Source organism: Bradyrhizobium niftali (genome assembly GCF_004571025.1).
Lineage (GTDB): Bacteria > Pseudomonadota > Alphaproteobacteria > Rhizobiales > Xanthobacteraceae > Bradyrhizobium > Bradyrhizobium niftali.
Map to the genome: position 1 here is coordinate 62,410 of NZ_SPQT01000026.1, position 17,125 is coordinate 79,534.

At 64.7% G+C, this 17,125-nt stretch carries 17 protein-coding genes; 6 read left to right on the forward strand and 11 right to left on the reverse strand.

Going from position 1 to position 17,125, the window contains the following annotated elements; genetic code table 11:
- Positions 1–54: 54 nt before the first annotated feature.
- From E4K65_RS34315 to E4K65_RS34335, 5 genes are all read right to left on the reverse strand, one after another.
- A complete protein-coding gene (locus E4K65_RS34315) occupies positions 55–1,209 on the reverse strand; it encodes a hypothetical protein (protein WP_135177903.1) in 1,155 nt (384 codons plus the stop codon).
- A 34-nt stretch (positions 1,210–1,243) separates the two neighbouring features.
- Complete coding sequence (locus E4K65_RS34320) at positions 1,244–1,915, reverse strand: class I SAM-dependent methyltransferase (protein WP_135177904.1); 672 nt, start codon at positions 1,913–1,915, stop codon at positions 1,244–1,246.
- 36 nt (positions 1,916–1,951) lie between these two features.
- Positions 1,952–2,467, reverse strand: a complete 516-nt coding sequence (locus E4K65_RS34325) for a GNAT family N-acetyltransferase (RefSeq protein ID WP_135177905.1) — start codon at positions 2,465–2,467, stop codon at positions 1,952–1,954.
- A gap of 123 nt (positions 2,468–2,590) precedes the next feature.
- Positions 2,591–3,538 (reverse strand): glycosyltransferase family 2 protein, encoded by a 948-nt coding sequence (locus tag E4K65_RS34330; RefSeq protein ID WP_135177906.1) that lies wholly within the window; start codon positions 3,536–3,538, stop codon positions 2,591–2,593.
- Positions 3,539–3,599: 61 nt separating this feature from the next.
- Positions 3,600–4,091 (reverse strand): NUDIX domain-containing protein, encoded by a 492-nt coding sequence (locus E4K65_RS34335; RefSeq protein WP_135177907.1) that lies wholly within the window; start codon positions 4,089–4,091, stop codon positions 3,600–3,602.
- Positions 4,092–4,195: 104 nt separating this feature from the next.
- Here E4K65_RS34335 and E4K65_RS34340 point away from each other — a divergent pair, with 104 nt between their 5' ends.
- A complete protein-coding gene (locus E4K65_RS34340) occupies positions 4,196–5,077 on the forward strand; it encodes a metallophosphoesterase family protein (RefSeq protein WP_135177908.1) in 882 nt (293 codons plus the stop codon).
- A gap of 98 nt (positions 5,078–5,175) precedes the next feature.
- Here the strand turns inward: E4K65_RS34340 and E4K65_RS34345 are convergent, their stop codons facing one another.
- The 3 genes from E4K65_RS34345 to E4K65_RS34355 all read right to left on the reverse strand — a co-directional run bounded on the left by E4K65_RS34345 (position 5,176) and on the right by E4K65_RS34355 (position 7,790).
- Positions 5,176–5,730, reverse strand: a complete 555-nt coding sequence (locus tag E4K65_RS34345; protein WP_027543688.1) for a hypothetical protein — start codon at positions 5,728–5,730, stop codon at positions 5,176–5,178.
- A 188-nt stretch (positions 5,731–5,918) separates the two neighbouring features.
- Positions 5,919–6,128, reverse strand: coding sequence for a DUF4170 domain-containing protein (locus tag E4K65_RS34350; protein WP_018323282.1), 210 nt, complete (start codon positions 6,126–6,128; stop codon positions 5,919–5,921).
- Positions 6,129–6,158: 30 nt separating this feature from the next.
- Complete coding sequence (locus E4K65_RS34355) at positions 6,159–7,790, reverse strand: isocitrate lyase (RefSeq protein WP_135177909.1); 1,632 nt, start codon at positions 7,788–7,790, stop codon at positions 6,159–6,161.
- 230 nt (positions 7,791–8,020) lie between these two features.
- Between E4K65_RS34355 and E4K65_RS34360 the strand changes: the two genes are divergently transcribed.
- Positions 8,021–9,466 carry a helix-turn-helix domain-containing protein gene (locus tag E4K65_RS34360; RefSeq protein WP_027543690.1) on the forward strand — a complete coding sequence of 482 codons (1,446 nt, stop codon included), beginning with the start codon at positions 8,021–8,023 and terminating at the stop codon, positions 9,464–9,466.
- 139 nt (positions 9,467–9,605) lie between these two features.
- Here E4K65_RS34360 and E4K65_RS47795 read toward each other — a convergent pair whose 3' ends face one another.
- Complete coding sequence (locus E4K65_RS47795; RefSeq protein ID WP_027543691.1) at positions 9,606–9,899, reverse strand: antibiotic biosynthesis monooxygenase; 294 nt, start codon at positions 9,897–9,899, stop codon at positions 9,606–9,608.
- Positions 9,900–10,127: 228 nt separating this feature from the next.
- Here E4K65_RS47795 and E4K65_RS34375 point away from each other — a divergent pair, with 228 nt between their 5' ends.
- Positions 10,128–10,934, forward strand: coding sequence for a hypothetical protein (locus tag E4K65_RS34375; protein ID WP_167771388.1), 807 nt, complete (start codon positions 10,128–10,130; stop codon positions 10,932–10,934).
- 170 nt (positions 10,935–11,104) lie between these two features.
- Positions 11,105–11,449 carry a hypothetical protein gene (locus E4K65_RS34380; protein WP_135177911.1) on the forward strand — a complete coding sequence of 115 codons (345 nt, stop codon included), beginning with the start codon at positions 11,105–11,107 and terminating at the stop codon, positions 11,447–11,449.
- 240 nt (positions 11,450–11,689) lie between these two features.
- On the opposite strand, the gene E4K65_RS34385 is transcribed toward E4K65_RS34380, so the two are convergent.
- Both E4K65_RS34385 and htpX read right to left on the reverse strand, forming a co-directional pair.
- Positions 11,690–12,331 carry a tetratricopeptide repeat protein gene (locus E4K65_RS34385; protein WP_209312114.1) on the reverse strand — a complete coding sequence of 214 codons (642 nt, stop codon included), beginning with the start codon at positions 12,329–12,331 and terminating at the stop codon, positions 11,690–11,692.
- 137 nt (positions 12,332–12,468) lie between these two features.
- Positions 12,469–13,428, reverse strand: coding sequence for a zinc metalloprotease HtpX (gene htpX / locus E4K65_RS34390; RefSeq protein ID WP_027543695.1), 960 nt, complete (start codon positions 13,426–13,428; stop codon positions 12,469–12,471).
- 285 nt (positions 13,429–13,713) lie between these two features.
- Between htpX and E4K65_RS34395 the strand changes: the two genes are divergently transcribed.
- A complete protein-coding gene (locus E4K65_RS34395; RefSeq protein ID WP_135177913.1) occupies positions 13,714–15,072 on the forward strand; it encodes an HlyD family secretion protein in 1,359 nt (452 codons plus the stop codon).
- Entirely contained in the window at positions 15,072–17,009 is a 1,938-nt protein-coding gene (locus E4K65_RS34400; protein WP_235885833.1) for a glycosyltransferase, read from the forward strand. Before E4K65_RS34395 ends, E4K65_RS34400 begins: the two co-directional genes overlap by 1 nt.
- Positions 17,010–17,125: the final 116 nt, after the last annotated feature.

Here is a 17,125-nt window from a genome sequence, read left to right on the forward strand (position 1 = left end):
GTCGCTACGCCCTCCGGGCAAACCTGTCGCCGCAGATGCACCCACCTGAATTCATCACGCTTTGGCCCAAGCGGCCGCTTCAGGGGCATCCTCTGGCGCCTCCTGGAAGAGGTGGGCAAACAGCAGGCTCCATAGCGTCAGGAGGGAAATGGGGATGGTGTAGTATGGCGTCGCGATCGGATAGGTGAGGAAGAAGGCGAGATTGATCGCCAGATTGGCGATCGTGAGCTGTGCGACACGGCGAGCGCCATTCGGCTGCCGCAACAGCCAGAGCGAGATCGCGATTCCGATGACGATCAACAACGTCTGGAGCGGGTCGGCGAGATAGTCCCGGATCACCGCGAACGAGAAATCCAGCGGCCTGACATCGGGGTTGTTGCCGTAGGTCGACGCGAACGGGCTGCCGGCATTGACGGCGTAAGAGACGATGGTCGGCACCACGCCGGCCAGCAACGCGATGCCGAACGCGACCCCCTGCAAGAACCGCGGCATCGTGCGTTCCGCCAGGAACGCGACGAGGAGAAACATGCAATAGCCGGACGCCAGGAAGAGGTTGGCCAGGCGGAAATCGACCGTCAAGCCGAGCAGGAAGCCGATGGATGCCAACAGCCCGATCCTTGGTTGAGATTGCGGGCTCGTCAGCCATCGCGCCGTGAGACATCCTGCGAGCGCGCACACGACGGCCGTCGGGGCCATCGAATAGCTCGCCTTGACCGGATTGACCATCACGTAGATGGCGAGACAGCCGAACGTCCCGACCATCAGCACCGACCTTATGGTGCGCGCGAGAGAGAGGGCAAATAGCGCGAAGCCGAAGACGACAGCGGTCGCAAGCATGTACATGGGTGCGACCTGGTGACCTGGCGGAAACAACGCCAACACGAGGCCGACACCCGGCGGGTATTGGATCACGACCCTCCCCGTGGCCGGCATCAAGTTGTGACAGGGCGCATCAGTCGTATCGTCCCATTTCGGGTAGTCGATCGCCTTCAGCTTTGCTTTCAGATAGCCATCGTCGTCGCGGGCAAGGTTGGTGTCGAAGCCTCCCACCAGCCCGAACCTCTGGAACAGATGCGCCTGCCGCAGGTAGCAGATGTCGTCGTAGACGCCGCGAGCCTCATTCCATCGCAACATGGTCCAGAAATGGCCGACCAGAATCGCGAGAAAAAAGACGGCGAAGACGGCTTTGCTCGTACGGATGTTTTTCATTGGAATCTTGCCGCGGCGGGAGGCGCTGGCTGCTTTAGCAGAATGCAAGATAGAGATTGGACGATAACGGGCCGAGCGACAAGCCGGTGTAGCCCACCGCCGCCGGCTTGGCGATCAGCGCGGTGAACTCCAGCAGCCGTTTTCGTGTCATCAGGATCAGGTTCTGCTCGTCGGTCCATTCCGACTTGCGGGTGATCATGCAGGCGATCCTGAAGGTGCCATCCAGGTAGTGCGCCAGCGGGATGGCCGTGTGGTGCTCGACCGGAAAGAACCTGTTGGGCACCGTTATGAACACCCGCCTCGCAACGCGGCAAAGCTCCTTGACCAAGAGCCTCTGATTTTCGTGGCTTCCGGCATGCTCGAGCACGGCATTGGACGTCGCAACGTCGAACTCGTTGTCGTCGAACGGCAGCCGTGTATTCGGCTCGATCTGCACGTAACGGCAAAGCGGAAAAGCCGCCTTGAACTCGACTCCTTCGCCGAGCCCGCAGGCTGTGATCTTGTGCTGATGTGGGTAGCTTCTTTCCAGCACGTTTGCGCCGTCGTTGATCACGTCGGACACTCCGACGTCCAGGATCTCGTCCGACGCGGACGGCTGCATGTGGGCGATGAAATCCTGGAATATACGGTCGCGCGCCGCGATGAGCAGCTTTTCCGCCGTCCCCCCGGACGCCACCTCTCGGTAATATTGCTGATCGACCGGCACTACCCTACCTCACGTGAGCTTCGACGCGATGGCGCGTCAGGTTGGCGCCTTGCTCCAGTCCGGACCGACTGGCCCAGATACGCCCTCGAACGCGCCCTCGACGAGTTCGACGACGAGGAGCCGGGCGTAATCGACCGGGCCCGGCATGGTGACCCGTCCCTTCGGCACCGGCTTGAAGCCGACGCGGCTGTAATAGGGCTCGTCGCCGACCAGCAGCACCAGGCGGTGGCCATGCGCCTTCGCATCCTTCAGCGCGCGCTCGAGCAGCTGCCGGCCGACGCCGCGGCCGCGGAACGGAGGCTCGACCGTCAGCGGCCCGAGCAGCAGCGCCGGCGTGTCGCCGACGCAGATCGGCAATTGCCGCACGGATCCGACCAGCAACGTACCGACGCGGGCGGTGAAGGACAGTTCGAGCACATGATCGACGTGCTCGCGGATGCGATAGGCGCTCAGCACAAAGCGGCCGGGTCCGAAGGTGCGTTCGTGCAGCCGCTCGATTGCCTGAGCATCGCCGGCGGCTTCGGACAGGATGGTGAGTGAGAGATCGTTCATCGCGTCACAGCGTGTTCAAGCGGAATCATCGGTTCGTGTCGGAAAAAACAGTCGGGCGGCGTCGGCGGGATATCACCTCGGAGGGCGGTGGTCCATGGGATTACGTCCGCCTCCGGGACCAATTCAGTTCCTCCCGATCGGCGGTTGGGACAGGTAGGCGAGCATCTTCATTTCCCGCCGGCCGCGCGTCACGGTGTCGAGCACGAGCCCCGACGAAGCCGAAAGCAGCGCCATGATCATCAGACCCATGGAGAGCACGGCGGTCGGCAGGCGCGGCACGAGGCCGGTTTCGAGGTAGGTGATGACGACGGGCAGCCCGAGAGCGATCGACAGCAGCGCGAGGACGATGCCGATCGCCGAAAAGAAGCGCAGCGGCCGCTCCGATCGGTTGAGCTTCAGCATCATGTTGAAGATGCGCAAACCATCCTGCCAGGTATTGAGCTTGGAGAAGGACCCCTCCGGACGCGCGTAATAGGGCGTCTCGACCTCGGCGGCCGGGAGCGACAATTCCAGCGCATAGACCGCAAATTCGGTCTCGATCTCGAAACCGTCGGACAAAACGGGGAAGGATTTGACGAAGCGGCGCGAGAACACGCGGTAACCGGACAGCATGTCCTTGAAGGCATGACCGAAGGTCGACGCCAGGAAACCGGTGAACAGCCGGTTGCCCATGCGATGACCGCGTCGGTAGGCCGCTTGCGATTGATCGACACGGAGCCCCACAACCATATCCAGATGCTCATCGAGCAGCTTGTCGATCATGCACGGAGCGCTCGGCGCGTCGTAGGTCGCATCACCATCGACGAGCACGTAGATGTCCGCCTCGATGTCCGCGAACATGCGGCGCACGACGTGACCTTTGCCCTGGCGCCGTTCGCTACGCACCATCGCGCCGGCCTCGCGCGCGATCGTCGCGGTACGGTCGGTCGAGTTGTTGTCGTACACGTAGACTTCGGCCGCAGGCAGCGCCTTGCGGAAATCGGCGACGACCGTGGCGACGGCGGCTTCCTCATTGTAACAGGGAACCAGCACGGCGACCCGAAATGGCCATGACTTCGTCGATTCAGGCAATCTTCATCCCTCGTCCATATGTCGAGACCGCAGACGCGGTGACTACTAGCACAGGCCGCCCTCAGCGCCACGTCGCAATCAGGGGCTGGCCGCCCAGTACCTCCGCGATCCGCAACCGCGTCCCTGGCGTGGTCCCCTCGGGCAGCGCCGTGATCGCGAAGAACCCGCATTCGACGATCTCGTGGTTGGGCGCGGGCAGGCGATCCTGCCTGAATTGCCTGACCACGTAGACCGCGACGTGGTCGCGGCGGGAGACGTGGTTGTTGAGGAAGATGCCGTGCAGCATGGCGTCCGCGGTGAGGTCGATGTCACCCTCCTCCTTGAGCTCGCGCCGCATCGCCTGCTCCATGGTCTCGCCGAGATCGACGCCGCCGCCGGGCAGATACCAGCCGGAGATGTAGCTGTGCCTGACCAGGAACACCCGGTTCTCGGAATCCAGCACTACGGCGCGAACGCCGAGGGTCATGCCGCGAACCAGCAGGAAATAGGCGTGGAAGATTCGCCGCAGCAGCGGCTCGAACTTCCGTCGGACGCGGTTCAGACGATCTTCCATCAGGCTCTCTTCAGTCCCCTCTTCAGGCCTTGCGCGAGGCTTGGCTTGCACGTTGCCCGCGACCTTGCCATTACAGCGGCGCAATAGCGAGGCAATCGCGCGCCATGGCTCCCTTCACGCTCGCCCATCTGTCCGACCCGCATCTGCCGCCCATGCCGAAGCCGCGGCTGATCGAGCTCGCCGGCAAGCGCGCGCTCGGCTACGTCAATTGGACGCGCAACCGCCACAAGTACCAGCGCCGCGAGGTGCTCGACGCACTCGTCGCCGACGTCAGGGCGCAGACGCCCGACCACATCGCGGTGACGGGCGATCTCGTCAATCTGGCGCTGGAGGCGGAGTTCGCGCCCGCGCGCTCCTGGCTCGACGGCGTCGGGCCGCCCGACCGCGTCACCACGATTCCCGGCAATCACGACGCCTATGTCCGCGCCACCTTTCATCGCTTCGGCGAGACCTTTGCGCCCTATCTTGCAAGCGACGACGGCAGCGTCGGCTTTCCGGCCCTGCGCCGCCGCGGGCCGCTCGCGCTGATCAGCCTGTCCACGGCGGTGCCGACCCTGCCGCTGATGGCGACGGGCACGCTCGGGCGCGATCAGCTCGCAGCCCTCGAACAGGTTCTCGAGCGGCTCGCGGCGGAGGACGTCTTCCGCGTGCTGCTGGTGCATCATCCCCTGAAGTCCGATGCGCGCCAGAAGCGGATGACGGACGCGGCCGATCTGCTGGCGCTGTTGAAGCGCCACGGCGTCGAGCTGGTCCTGCACGGCCACGACCACATTCATTCGACGATGTGGTTCGAGGGGCCCGACGGCAACATACCCGCGATCGGCGTGCCGTCGGCGTCCGCGCTCGCACACGGGCGCTACCCGGCGGCGGCGTATAATCTGTTCACGATCGAGAAGGACAACGCCGGCTGGCGCTGCGAGCAGACGGTGCGCGGACTCGGGTCCGGATTTCAGATCCGAGAGATCAAGCACGCAAGGCTGGCTTAGTTCACCGTCATTGCGAGCGAAGCGAAGCAATCCAGAGTCCCTCCGCGGAAAGATTCCTGGATTGCTTCGCTTCGCTCGCAATGACGACGGAGGGAAATTCACCAGCTCCGCAGGGCCGCCAGCACGGCGACGCCGAACAAGGCGGCGGCGCCGAGGATGAAGCCGAACACGAACGGCCAGACGCGCGAGCGGGCCGGCCGCTCCGCGGCCTCCGGCTTCGGCTCGGGCAGCACGACCATCGCATGCTCGCGCTCGATCATGCGGCGCGCGACATAGTCGGTGACGGCCTCGACGATCACGGAGGTGTCGTGCGATTCGGCGAGCACGATGCGGCCGAAGCGGGTGTCCTGGACGAAGCGGTACATCCGCTTGTCGCGCCCCATCATGATGTGCGCGACGACGTCGATCCAGAGTCGGGGCGTATCGCCCTGGCTGATGCCGCGGTCGAACAGGTCGATCTGCTCGGGCACCTGTGCAAACAAGGGATCGAGCGCGTCGTTGAGGATCTCGAGCCGCGCCACCTCGGCATCGCGCAAGTCGACGACGACGCCGGTCCGGTCGGCGGCCTCGATCCGCGCCCGCAACAGCGCGTCGCGCAGCCGCACCGGGCGCGGCTGGCTGGGATGGGTCCCGCTGGTCTCGGGCTCTGACATTGTCGGCCTCGTCCTCACTTGCCTCCATTAACCTATCAGCAACCAAACCGTCCGCAAAGGGTCCACAATTCCAAATACTTACGGCGCCCACAGCTGTCTCACCTGTGCCAAAAACAGACGATCCCACCCGGCTTGCGCCGGATGGGACCCTCCGTCCTTGGACGTCTTCTTGATTGGTCAGGCAGCCGTCAGGCCGAGACCCGCGACGGCTCTTCCACGATGGAGAAGCGGACGCCGGCCTTGTGGCGGTTCTCTTCCGAGACCGTACGCCAGGCATCTTCGGCTTCCTTGCGGGTCTTGAACGGACCCTGCACCTGGGCCGAGCCTTCCACGAGCTTGTGGAAGTTCATCGAACCGAACTCGCCGCCGATCACCCAGAAATTGCTGCCTTTGGTCATTGTCAGTCTCCTCTTGGATAGCGTGGTGCGTTAGCCGAACTGGTTCATCGTGTTGTGCGCGCCGCCCGCCTTCAGGGCAGCCTCGCCGGCGAAGTACTCCTTGTGGTCGTCGCCGATGTCGGAGCCGGCCATGTTCTGGTGCCTCACGCAGGCGATGCCCTGACGGATCTCGGCGCGCTGGACGTTCTTCACGTAGCCGAGCATGCCCTGCTCGCCGAAGTACTCCCTGGCCAGATTGTCGGTCGAGAGCGCCGCGGTGTGGTAGGTCGGCAGCGTGATCAGGTGGTGGAAGATGCCGGCACGCTTGGCCGAATCCGCCTGGAAGGTGCGGATGCGCTCGTCGGCTTCCTTCGCCAGCGGCGTGTCGTCATATTCCGCCTTCATCAGCTCGGCACGGTTGTACTTGCTGACGTCCTTGCCGGCTTCCTTCATCGCGTCGTAGACCTGCCAACGGAAGTTGAGGGTCCAGTTGAACGACGGCGAGTTGTTGTAGGCCAGTTTCGCGTTCGGAACCACCTTGCGGATGCGATCGACCATCTTGGCGATCTGCTCGATATGCGGCTTCTCGGTCTCGATCCAGAGCAGGTCGGCGCCGTTCTGAAGCGAGGTGATGCAGTCGAGCACGCAGCGGTCCTCACCGGTGCCGGGACGGAACTGGTAGAGGTTGGAGGGCAGCCGCTTCGGACGCATCATCTTGCCGTTGCGGTTGATGATGACGTCGCCGTTGCGGGCGTTCTCCGCGGTGATTTCCTCGCAATCGAGGAAGCTGTTGTACTGGTCGCCGATGTCGCCGGGCTTGTGGCTGACGGCGATCTGCTGCGTCAGACCAGCGCCGAGCGAGTCGGTGCGGGTCACGACGATACCGTCTTCGACGCCGAGCTCGAGGAAGGCGTGGCGGCAGGCGCGGATCTTCGCCAGGAAGACGTCATGCGGCACGGTGACCTTGCCGTCCTGGTGGCCGCACTGCTTCTCGTCCGAGACCTGGTTCTCGATCTGGAGCGCGCAGGCGCCCGCTTCGATCATCTTCTTGGCGAGCAGATAGGTCGCTTCCGCGTTGCCGAAGCCGGCGTCGATGTCGGCGATGACGGGCACGACATGGGTCTGGAAGTTGTCGATCTTCTCGATCAACTCCTTCTCGCGGGTCTTGTCGCCTTCCTTGCGCGCCTTGTCGAGGTTGCGGAAGATGTCGTTGAGCTCGCGCGAGTCGGCCTGGCGCAGGAAGGTGTAGAGCTCTTCGATCAGCGCCGGCACCGAGGTCTTCTCGTGCATCGACTGGTCGGGCAGCGGTCCGAACTCGGAGCGCAGCGCCGCGATCATCCAGCCCGACAGATACAGGTAGGTGCGATCGGTCTTGCCGAAATGCTTCTTGACCGAGATCAGCTTCTGCTGGGCGATGAAGCCGTGCCAGCAGCCCAGCGACTGGGTGTACTTCGTGGGATCGCTGTCATAGGCGGCCATGTCGGCCCGCATCAGCGCCGCGGTGTAGCGGGCGACGTCGAGGCCGGTCCTGAAGCGGTTCTGCAGGCGCATGCGCGCGATGTGCTCGGCCGTCACCCCGTTCCAGGTCGGCTGGGTCTCGAGGAGCGCCTGGGCTGCATCGATCTCGCTCTGATACGAGGCCGGAGCCTGGAAGGTGCTGATGCCACGGGGCTGATAGTTCATGTGCCTGATCCTTTCGCTGACGATGACGATGTCTGGCCATCGACATTCTTGACAGTGCATTGCGAGATGCGTGTCAGGAGCTAAACGCGAAAACGGAAACTTCGTATAGATGGCTTGTTTTTTATTAGTGATGTCATGTAACATCAGAACATGTAATAGATGTTATTTTGTAAATTCTGTAAAGTTATAGGTCAGCAAAACTGTCCTTAATCGCCCTGGAGATCTGAAAAATGCCCGCCGAATCCGGGAAGAAACTGTTCGTCGGCCCGCGCTTCCGGCGGATCCGGCAACAATTGGGGCTGTCGCAGACCCAGATCGCCGAGGGGCTCGGGATCTCGCCGAGCTACATCAACCTGATCGAGCGCAACCAGCGCCCGGTGACCGCCCAGATCCTGCTGCGGCTGGCCGAGACCTATGACCTCGACCTGCGCGACCTCGCCACCGCCGACGAGGACCGGTTCTTCGCCGAGCTCAACGAGATCTTCTCCGATCCCTTATTCCGCCAGATCGATGTGCCCAAGCAGGAGCTGCGCGACCTCGCCGAGCTCTGCCCCGGCGTCACCCATGCGCTGCAGCGGCTGTACGCGGCCTATACCGAGGCCCGTCAGGGCGAGACGCTGGCGGCCGCGCAAATGGCCGACCGCGACGTCGGCACGCGCTACGAGACGAATCCGGTCGAGCGGGTGCGCGAGCTGATCGAGGCCAACCGCAACTATTTTCCGGAGCTCGAGCAGGCTGCAGAAGCCTTGCGCGACGAACTGAACGTGCCGGCCGAAGGGCTCTATGCGGCGCTGGCCGCGCGCCTGCGCGAAAAGCATTCGGTCCAGACCCGCATCATGCCTGTCGACGTGATGCGCGAGACGCTGCGGCGCTTCGACCGCCACCGCCGCCAGCTGCTGATCTCGGAGCTGGTCGACCCGCCCGGGCGCGCGTTCCAGCTCGCCTTCCAGCTCGGCCTTGGCGAATGCGCGCAGCAGCTGGAGACCATCATCGGCCGCGCCGGACCGCTCGACGACGCGCCGCGGCGCCTGTTCCGCATCACGCTCGGCAACTATTTTGCGGCGGCGGTGATGATGCCCTACCCCGCGTTCCTCGCCGCAGCCGAAGCCCTGAACTACGACATCCACGTGCTGGCGCAGCGCTTCAATTCCGGCTTCGAGCAGGTCTGCCACCGCCTCACCACCTTGCAGCGGCCGAACGCGCGCGGCATTCCGTTCTTCCTGCTCCGCGTCGACAATGCCGGCAACGTCTCGAAACGCTTTTCCTCCGGCACCTTCCCGTTCTCGAAATTCGGCGGCACCTGCCCGCTGTGGAACGTGCACTCGACCTTCGACACGCCGGATCGCCTGCTGAAACAGGTGATCGAGCTCTCCGACGGCACGCGCTATTTCTCGATCGCGCAGATGGTGCGCCGTCCGGTGGCGCCGCACCCGCTGCCGCAGCCGCGCTTCGCCATCGGCCTCGGCTGCGAGATCCGCCACGCCGCGCGCCTCGTCTATGCCGCCGGCATGGACCTGGAGAAGGCGGAAGGCACGCCCATCGGGGTCAACTGCCGCCTCTGCGAGCGCGAAAACTGCGCCCAGCGCGCCGAGCCGCCGATCACGCGCACGCTGATCCTGGACGAGACCACGCGGCGCGTGAGTTCGTTCGCGTTCTCGAATGCACGGGAGTTGTAAAGCACACTGCTGTCATGCCCCGCGAAGGCGGGGCATCCAGTACGCCGCAGCTTCTCGGTTCAATCACGGCCGTCTCGGAGTACTGGATCGCCCGCCTTCGCGGGCGATGACAGCGGAATGTGTGGCGGCAGCCAGCAACTCACGCCAGCGTATGCACGATCACCGGCCCTGCCGCAGCGCGCGCGTCGCCGGCGAGCAGCGGGCCGAGATCCTTCTCGATCCAGGCGATCGCGCGCCGGTTCGCCTCCTCCGCCTGTTCGAACTTGTCGAAGATCGAGATCGCGGTGACAGTGTCGTCGCCGGCATAGACGACGTAGTAGGCGCGGAAGCCGTCAACGTCGCTGATGATCGGAACGGCGCCGTCCTTGATGCGGCGCGCCAGCTCCTCCGCGCTCCCGCTTTTCGCCTTGGCCTGACGGATGGCGGCATACATGACTTCCTCCTCCCGGCTATTGATGTGGGCTTTGTACCCGGACTGGATGTTACGCCGAAGCGCCGGGCCCGGATACCCTCCTTGGTTAACCCTGCACTAATCCGCCTGAGCGATCTGCAACCAACGGTTAAGCACGCCTCAACATCGCTGCCCTAGTCTCGCTCCACTCACTTTTCGCAAACAACGGTGGCCTATTCTGCCGGGCGAAGTGACATCAGGGGGTTCATCATGCGCATTGCGTTGCTGCTGACCGCGACCATCGTCGGCGCGCTTTTCGCCAGTCCATCCAATGCCGGACCGCTCGATGCGCCCGCCGAGGCAGCGCAGGCGCTGCCGCCGGGCTTCCAGAGCTACCGCGGCTACATGTTCGACCTGTCGGAGAATTCCGATCGCAAGGATGTCGACAAGCTCACCGACAATCTGAAGCGCCAGATCGACGTCGTCGAAGGCGTCGGCCTCTCCCCGCGCATACTGCGCTTCTTCCACACCGTCCCGATCGTCGCGAACGAGCTGGCCTGCCTCGACGAAGGCGCCGCGACCGCATGCTACGGCAGGGTCACGCCGGACATGCAGCGCACCGTTCCCCGGACGCTGACGGTCTGGGATCCCAACAAGCAGCGCTGGACCAATCCGAACGCCATCGACCTCGCCGTCGATTCGGGGCTCGGCGTGATCATGCTGCGGCCGGACATGATGCGGTACGAGAAGGAGGCGGTGCTGCTGCACGAGCTCCTGCACGCCTATCACGCGCGCCTGTTACCGGACGGCTACGCCAACAAGGGCGTGATCGGCTATTATGCGCTGGCCAAGTCCAAGGACCTCCTGCCCAAGGAATCCTATGCGCTGAAGAATCCCATGGAGTTCTTCGCCGTGACCGCCAGCATCTTCCTGGCCGGAAAGAGCGAATTCCACGACCCCAAGTCGCGCGAGACGCTGAAGGAGAAGATGCCGGACTATTACAAATACCTGGTCGACGTGTTCGGCTTCGATCCCGACCCGGCCGCGTCAAGCGGCCCGGTGGCCTCGCTGAAGTGAGGCGGACGTAGCCATCTGCACCAACCCGGCAAAAGCCGCGCGAAATGCGCGGCTTTTTTTGTTTTGGTAACCGGAAGCTGCGGATGACGCCCGGCCGGGAATTGCCAAGGCGGGGCCCGATCTGCATAGTCCCGCCCGCATCGATACTGTTTTCAAGGGGATAGAAGAACATGGCGGACGCCGACCTGGATGTCGTGATCCGGCAACTGGCCAGACAGCTGCATACGGGCCTAATGACCCGCGCCAAGGAGCGGCGGGATCGCTTCAACGGCCTTGCGGCCAAGGCCAAGGGCAAGGAGACCGGCGACCGCTTCAAGATGATGGCCAAGGCCACCATGGAGCAGGCCACAGCCGCCGCCAAGCGCCTCCAGATGTCCGCCGACAACGTCGCCGACAGCTACGCGCGATCGATGCGAATCGCGGCCAGCACGCCGATCGCGGCGAAGGTGGAGAAGAAGCCGGCGAAGGAGAAGCCGGTGAAGAAAGCCGCGAAGGCGAAGGCCAAGAAGAAGTAGCTGCGCTTTCTTCTTTCTCCCCTTGCGGGAGAAGGTGGCATAGGCGGCCTCAGCCGCCGTTCTTAAGAACGCCGAAGCGAAGCTTCGGCTGTGGCGCCGGATGAGGGGTTGCTTCAGCGAACTCGTCTGCGAGATTTCTACGCGCGGATAGATACCCCTCACCCGTCTCGCCGCTATCGCGGCGAGCCACCCTCTCCCGCAGGGGGAGAGGGGAAGAAGGCGAGAATCGCGCAAAAAACCTCACCGCCGTGGCGCGTCGAGCCGGGTCGGCTCGGCGCTGGCGAGTTCGGCGAGCTTGGCGCGCGCTGCCTCGCGCGTGCGGACGTCCTTGCCGGCGGGCAGTGCCAATGCGGCTTCGAAATCGGCGCGCGCATCGTCGGCCTGGCCGCGGGCGAGGAATGCCAGGCCACGGTCGAGGCGGGCCTGCGCATCGGAGGGGTCGAGACGGACCGCCGTGTTGTAGCTCAGGATGGCGCGATCGAGATCGCCGGTGGCGGCGAGCGCGAGACCGCGCTGGTGATAGGGCCCGGCGAGCTTGGGATCATGCGCGATCGCCTCGTCGTAATCCGCGATGGCGAGTTCGAGGTCGCCGCTCTGCCGGCGCGCGGTCGCGCGGTCGCGATAGAGCGAGGCGCGGTTGGGATTGAGGTGAATGGCCTCGTCGAAATCGGCAATCGCCCGCCTGAAGTCGCCGTGGCGCAGCGCGATCCGCCCGCGCCCTTCATAGGCAAAGGCGATCAGCGAGCCGCGGAGCGGCGAGAAACCGATCACGGCCGCGCAGACGTCGGGATCGTCCTCGTCCCCGCAATTGACGACCATGTGCGTGGACAGGCCGACGAGCACGCACAGGACGATCAGCAATGGTACGGCAGCTCTGGTCATCTTCGACGGTGACCGGTAACGGGCCGGCCACGCATCCCCTTTCGAAGGAAGTGTCACGGCGAGGTGTTAGCACCGGCCGGGACCATCCTGTGTGCGCCAGGTCACAAAGCCCCGCGCAAATCCTTACCGGTTCCGGATCAGCCCCAGGGACCACGTGAAGGACCACGTGAAGGACCACGCGAAGACGAACGGCCCCACGGGCTCGCCGGCGGATAGTTTTCGTTGGCGCCGACGGACGGCGCCGCCTGCGCGCCGAGCTCGGCCGCGAGCTGCTGGAGCGCCGCGATGCGGTTCTGCGTCGAGGGATGGGTGGCGAAGAGATTGTCCACGCCGTGGCCCGACAGCGGATTGATGATGAACATGTGCGCGGTCGCGGGATTCCGTTCGGCCTCGAAGTTCGGGACCTGATGTGCGGCACCTTCGATCTTCACCAGCGCCGACGCCAGCCACATCGGCTGGCCGACGATGCGCGCACCGAGATTGTCCGCGGCATATTCGCGGGTGCGGCTGATCGCCATCTGCACCAGCATGGCGCCGAGCGGCGCGAGGATCATCATCAGGATCGAGCCGACGATGCCCGGGCCGTTGTTGTTGTCGCGGTGGCCACCGAAGAACATGCCGAACTGCGCCAGCATCGAGATCGCGCCCGCGATGGTCGCGGTGATCGTCATCAGCAGCGTGTCGTGGTGCTTGATGTGCGCAAGCTCATGCGCGATCACGCCGGCGAGTTCCTCGCGGCTGAGCTGGTGCATCAGGCCGGTGGTGACGGCAACGGCAGCGTTCTCGGGATTGCGGCCGGTCGCGAACGCGTTGGGCTGCGCCTCGTCCATCAGGAACACGCGCGGCATCGGCAAGCCCGCGCGGCCCGCAAGCTCGGCGACGAGGCCGACCAGTTCCGGCGCGGTCGAACGGTCGACCTCATGGGCGCCGTACATCGAGAGCACCATGCGGTCGGAGTTCCAATAGGTGAAGAGATTGGTCGCCGCGGCAATGACGAGCGCGATCATGGCCCCGGAGGCACCGCCGATCAGATAGCCCACGCCCATGAACAGGGCGGTGAGGCCTGCGAGCAGCATTGCGGTACGAAAATAGTTCATGGCCGTCTCCCGAACCGGCCGCTGGCGCGCCTTGGGCCGGCGTCTTCGAAGTATGAATGCCGCCGGGCATCGCAAGGTTCATGCGGCGCGGAGCCGCAGATATAAGGCCGCGCGGCCAGCCTTTCCCCCGTAGCTAAAGCTTGACCGGGATTTGCGCAAAAACACGCGCAGATGCTTAGCAACCTGGAAAGCGCAGCATCGGCTTAATGCACGGTTACCGGGCACGCTGCGCGGCCCTCGCGCATTGACCGGTTCCGTGGGCCTCCCGTCAGCAAGGTGACCGACATGGTAGACCGCTTACGCGCCGCTTCCGTCGACCCTGCATCCACGCCTTCCCCTCACGAGACCAAGAGCGAGACCAAGACCGACGCGAAGGGGTTGCAGGAGGCGCTGCACGAGCAGCTGTTCGCCGACGACGAAACCGGCCACGCCCCCGAGGCGCAGACGGCGCCGGAATCAGGGCGGCGCTGGCCGCATCAGCAACGCGGCGCCAAGATCGCCATCGGACTTGCCATTATCGCCGTGTTCGGCTGGCTGCCGCTGCGTGCGATCTGGGAGTACTCCAGCGTCGAGGCCGTGCTGAATTCCCGTCTCGTCACCCTGCGCACGCCGATCGGCGGCCGCGTGGTAGCCGCCCAGCCCATCACCGATCAGGCCAGGCTTGGCGCCGGAACCGTGGTCCTGCGCGTCGTGAACTCGCGCGGCGATCGCACCAGGCTCGACGATCTCCGGCGGCAGAAATCGCGCCTGGAGAACGAGCGGCCCAGTCTCGCCACCAAGCTTGCCGCGGCCCAGGCCGCCCAAAAGGATTTGGCGCGGCAGGCCGCGCAATTCCGCGAGGGACGCGTGCTTCAACTCGAGGCCCGCATCGCCGAGATCCAGACCTCGATCGAGGCGGCGGCAGCGCGGCGGGACGAAGCCAGCGCCGCGGTCGAGCGCGCATCCTCGCTCGCGAAGTCCGGCAATGTCTCAACGGTCGAGCTGGCGCGGCTGACGCGCGAGCTTTCCGTGTCACAGCAGACCGAGCTCGGTGCGCGCAAGCGGCTGGATGCTGCGAAGGTCGAGCTCACGGCGGCACGGAGCGGTTCCTTCCTCGGCGACAGCTACAACGATCGCCCGAGCTCGGTGCAGCGCGAGGAGGAGATGCGCCAGCGCGCCGGCGATCTCGAGGCTGATCTCGCGCGCACCGACACCGAGATCGCCTGGCTCGCCAACGAGACCATCATCGAGGAGGTCCGCTTCGCCGATCTGTCCGAAGCCAACATCACGACACCCGTTGCCGGCCGCGTCTGGGAAATGATGACCTCGCCGGGCGAGGACGTGCAGGCCGGCCAACCCCTGCTCAAGATCCTCGATTGCAGCGGCGCCGTCATCACGGCCAATGTCACAGAGAGCGTCTACAATCGCTTGCAGCTCGGCGACCACGCCACCTTCGAGCCGAATGATGGTGGCGAGCCGATCTCCGGCACCGTGGTCAATTTGACCGGCGCTGCCGGCGCGCCCGCCAATCTCGCCATCAATCCGGATACGCTCAGCAAGGAGCCCTATCGCGTGACCGTGGCGCCTCGCGATGCCGCTCCCCTCGCCTGCACCGTGGGGCGCACCGGCCGCGTGGTGTTTGCCCGGCACGAGACCGCGCCGTGATGATGGCGTTGACGCCAGGCCTGATTACGCTCGGCGCCTTCATGGCGGTCGTGCCGCTGCTCAGGCGCGACAGCACGATGGCGCGCTCGTTACTGGCCGTCGTGTCGCTGGTTTTCCTGCTCCGCTATCTCTATTGGCGGGTCACCGCGACGCTCCCGCCACCGCATCTGACGGCGGACGCCGTGATCGGTTATCCCTTCATGCTGCTGGAGGCGGCCTCGCTCGTCGCAGTCGCATTGTCCCTGCTGTTTCTGAGCCGGACCATCGACCGCACCGGCGCGGCCAGGATCGACGGCCGTGCCACCGATCCGCTCGCGCCGCTGATCGACGTCTTCATCTGCACCTACAACGAGGAGCGATCGATCCTCGAGCGCACGATCATCGGCGCGACCGGCATGGCGTACGGCAATTATCGCGTCTGGGTGCTCGACGACGGCCGGCGCCCCTGGCTGCGGCGGCTCGCAGGCGAACTCGGCTGCCATTATCTCACACGGCCCGACAACCACCACGCCAAGGCCGGCAACATCAATCATGCGCTCAAGCACGTCGGCGCCCTGCCGGAGCGGCCGGATTTCGTGGCCATTCTCGACGCGGACTTCGTGCCGCGGCCCGACTTCCTCGCGCGCACCATCTCCCTCATGGATGACGCTTCGGTCGGCGTGGTGCAGACGCCGCAGCACTTCATCAATTCCGACCCGATCCAGACCAACCTCGCTGCGACCGATGTATGGCCAGACGAGCAGCGCTTCTTCTTCGACATCCTTCTGCCGGCGAAGGACGCCTGGGGCGTCGCGTTCTGCTGCGGCACTTCATCTCTCATTCGCTACGCCGGGCTGGTGCAGATTGGCGGCTTTCCAACCGACTCCGTCACGGAAGACTATCTCGTCACCCTTCGCCTGAAGGAGCACGGCTTCAACACCATCTATCTCAACGAACGGTTGACGATCGGGCTCGCGCCCGAGGGGCTGAAGGAATACATCACCCAGCGTGCCCGCTGGTGCCTCGGCCTGATGCAAATCGTGCGCGGCCGCAGCGGACCGCTCTCGCAGGACTCAAAGCTGTCCTTTATCGACCGGCTCTCGCTGGTCGATGCCTTCATGAGCTGGTCCGCGGTCTACACGTCGAAGGTCGCGGGACTGATGGTGCCCTGGCTGTTCCTGCTGTTCGGCATCAAGGCGGTGCAGGCGGATCTCACCGAGCTATTGCGCTTCTTCCTGCCGTTCTACATCTGGCACGGACTCAGCATGGCCTGGCTATCACACGGCCGTTCGCTCGCCATGATGTCGGACGTCTCGCAACTCATCGCCGCGCCCGCGGTGCTCAAGGCGGTGGCAGCCGGCCTGTTGAAGCCGAAGGGACACAAGTTCAAGGTCACGGCGAAGGGCGGCGACCGCGACAGGAGATTTGTCGAATGGCCGCTCCTGCGGATCTATGGCTGCGCTCTTCTCATCACGCTGGCGGCCATTGCCTACGCGTTCATCCTGCACCTGCGCGGCGAGAACATCGCCTATGGCGGACTGGCCCTGGCCTGGAGCCTCTACAACGCGCTCATCCTCACCGTGGTCTGCTTCGTCTGCATCGAGCAGCCGCGCAAGCGTAAGGCCGAGCGCTTTCATCGCAATGAGCCGGTGCTGCTGCGTCAGGACGGCAGATCGCATCTCGCACGGCTCGCCGACATCTCCATTACCGGCGCCCGGCTGATCGATCCCGATCCGCCGCGCCCCGGCAGCACGATCGAATGCCGGATCTACGGCCGCTCGATCGCGGCCATCGTCGTGCGACGAACCACGGACGGATTCGCGGTTCGGTTCGAGGAAGGCATGGATACGCGCGTGCATGCGATCCGGGCGTTCTATGCCGGCGAATATGTCCGCGCCTATCGCGGCGTCAGGGCGCTCCCGGTCGGCAAAGCACTGCTGATGCGGCTGTTCGGCTAAGCCGCGCGACATCCGCTCCCTCGTGTTCCGCATGTTGGCATGACGTGGAAAGGATGGCATGGAAAGGATGGCCTGAGGCCGTCACTTCACCTAGACTTCAGGCGAATCCACGCCTT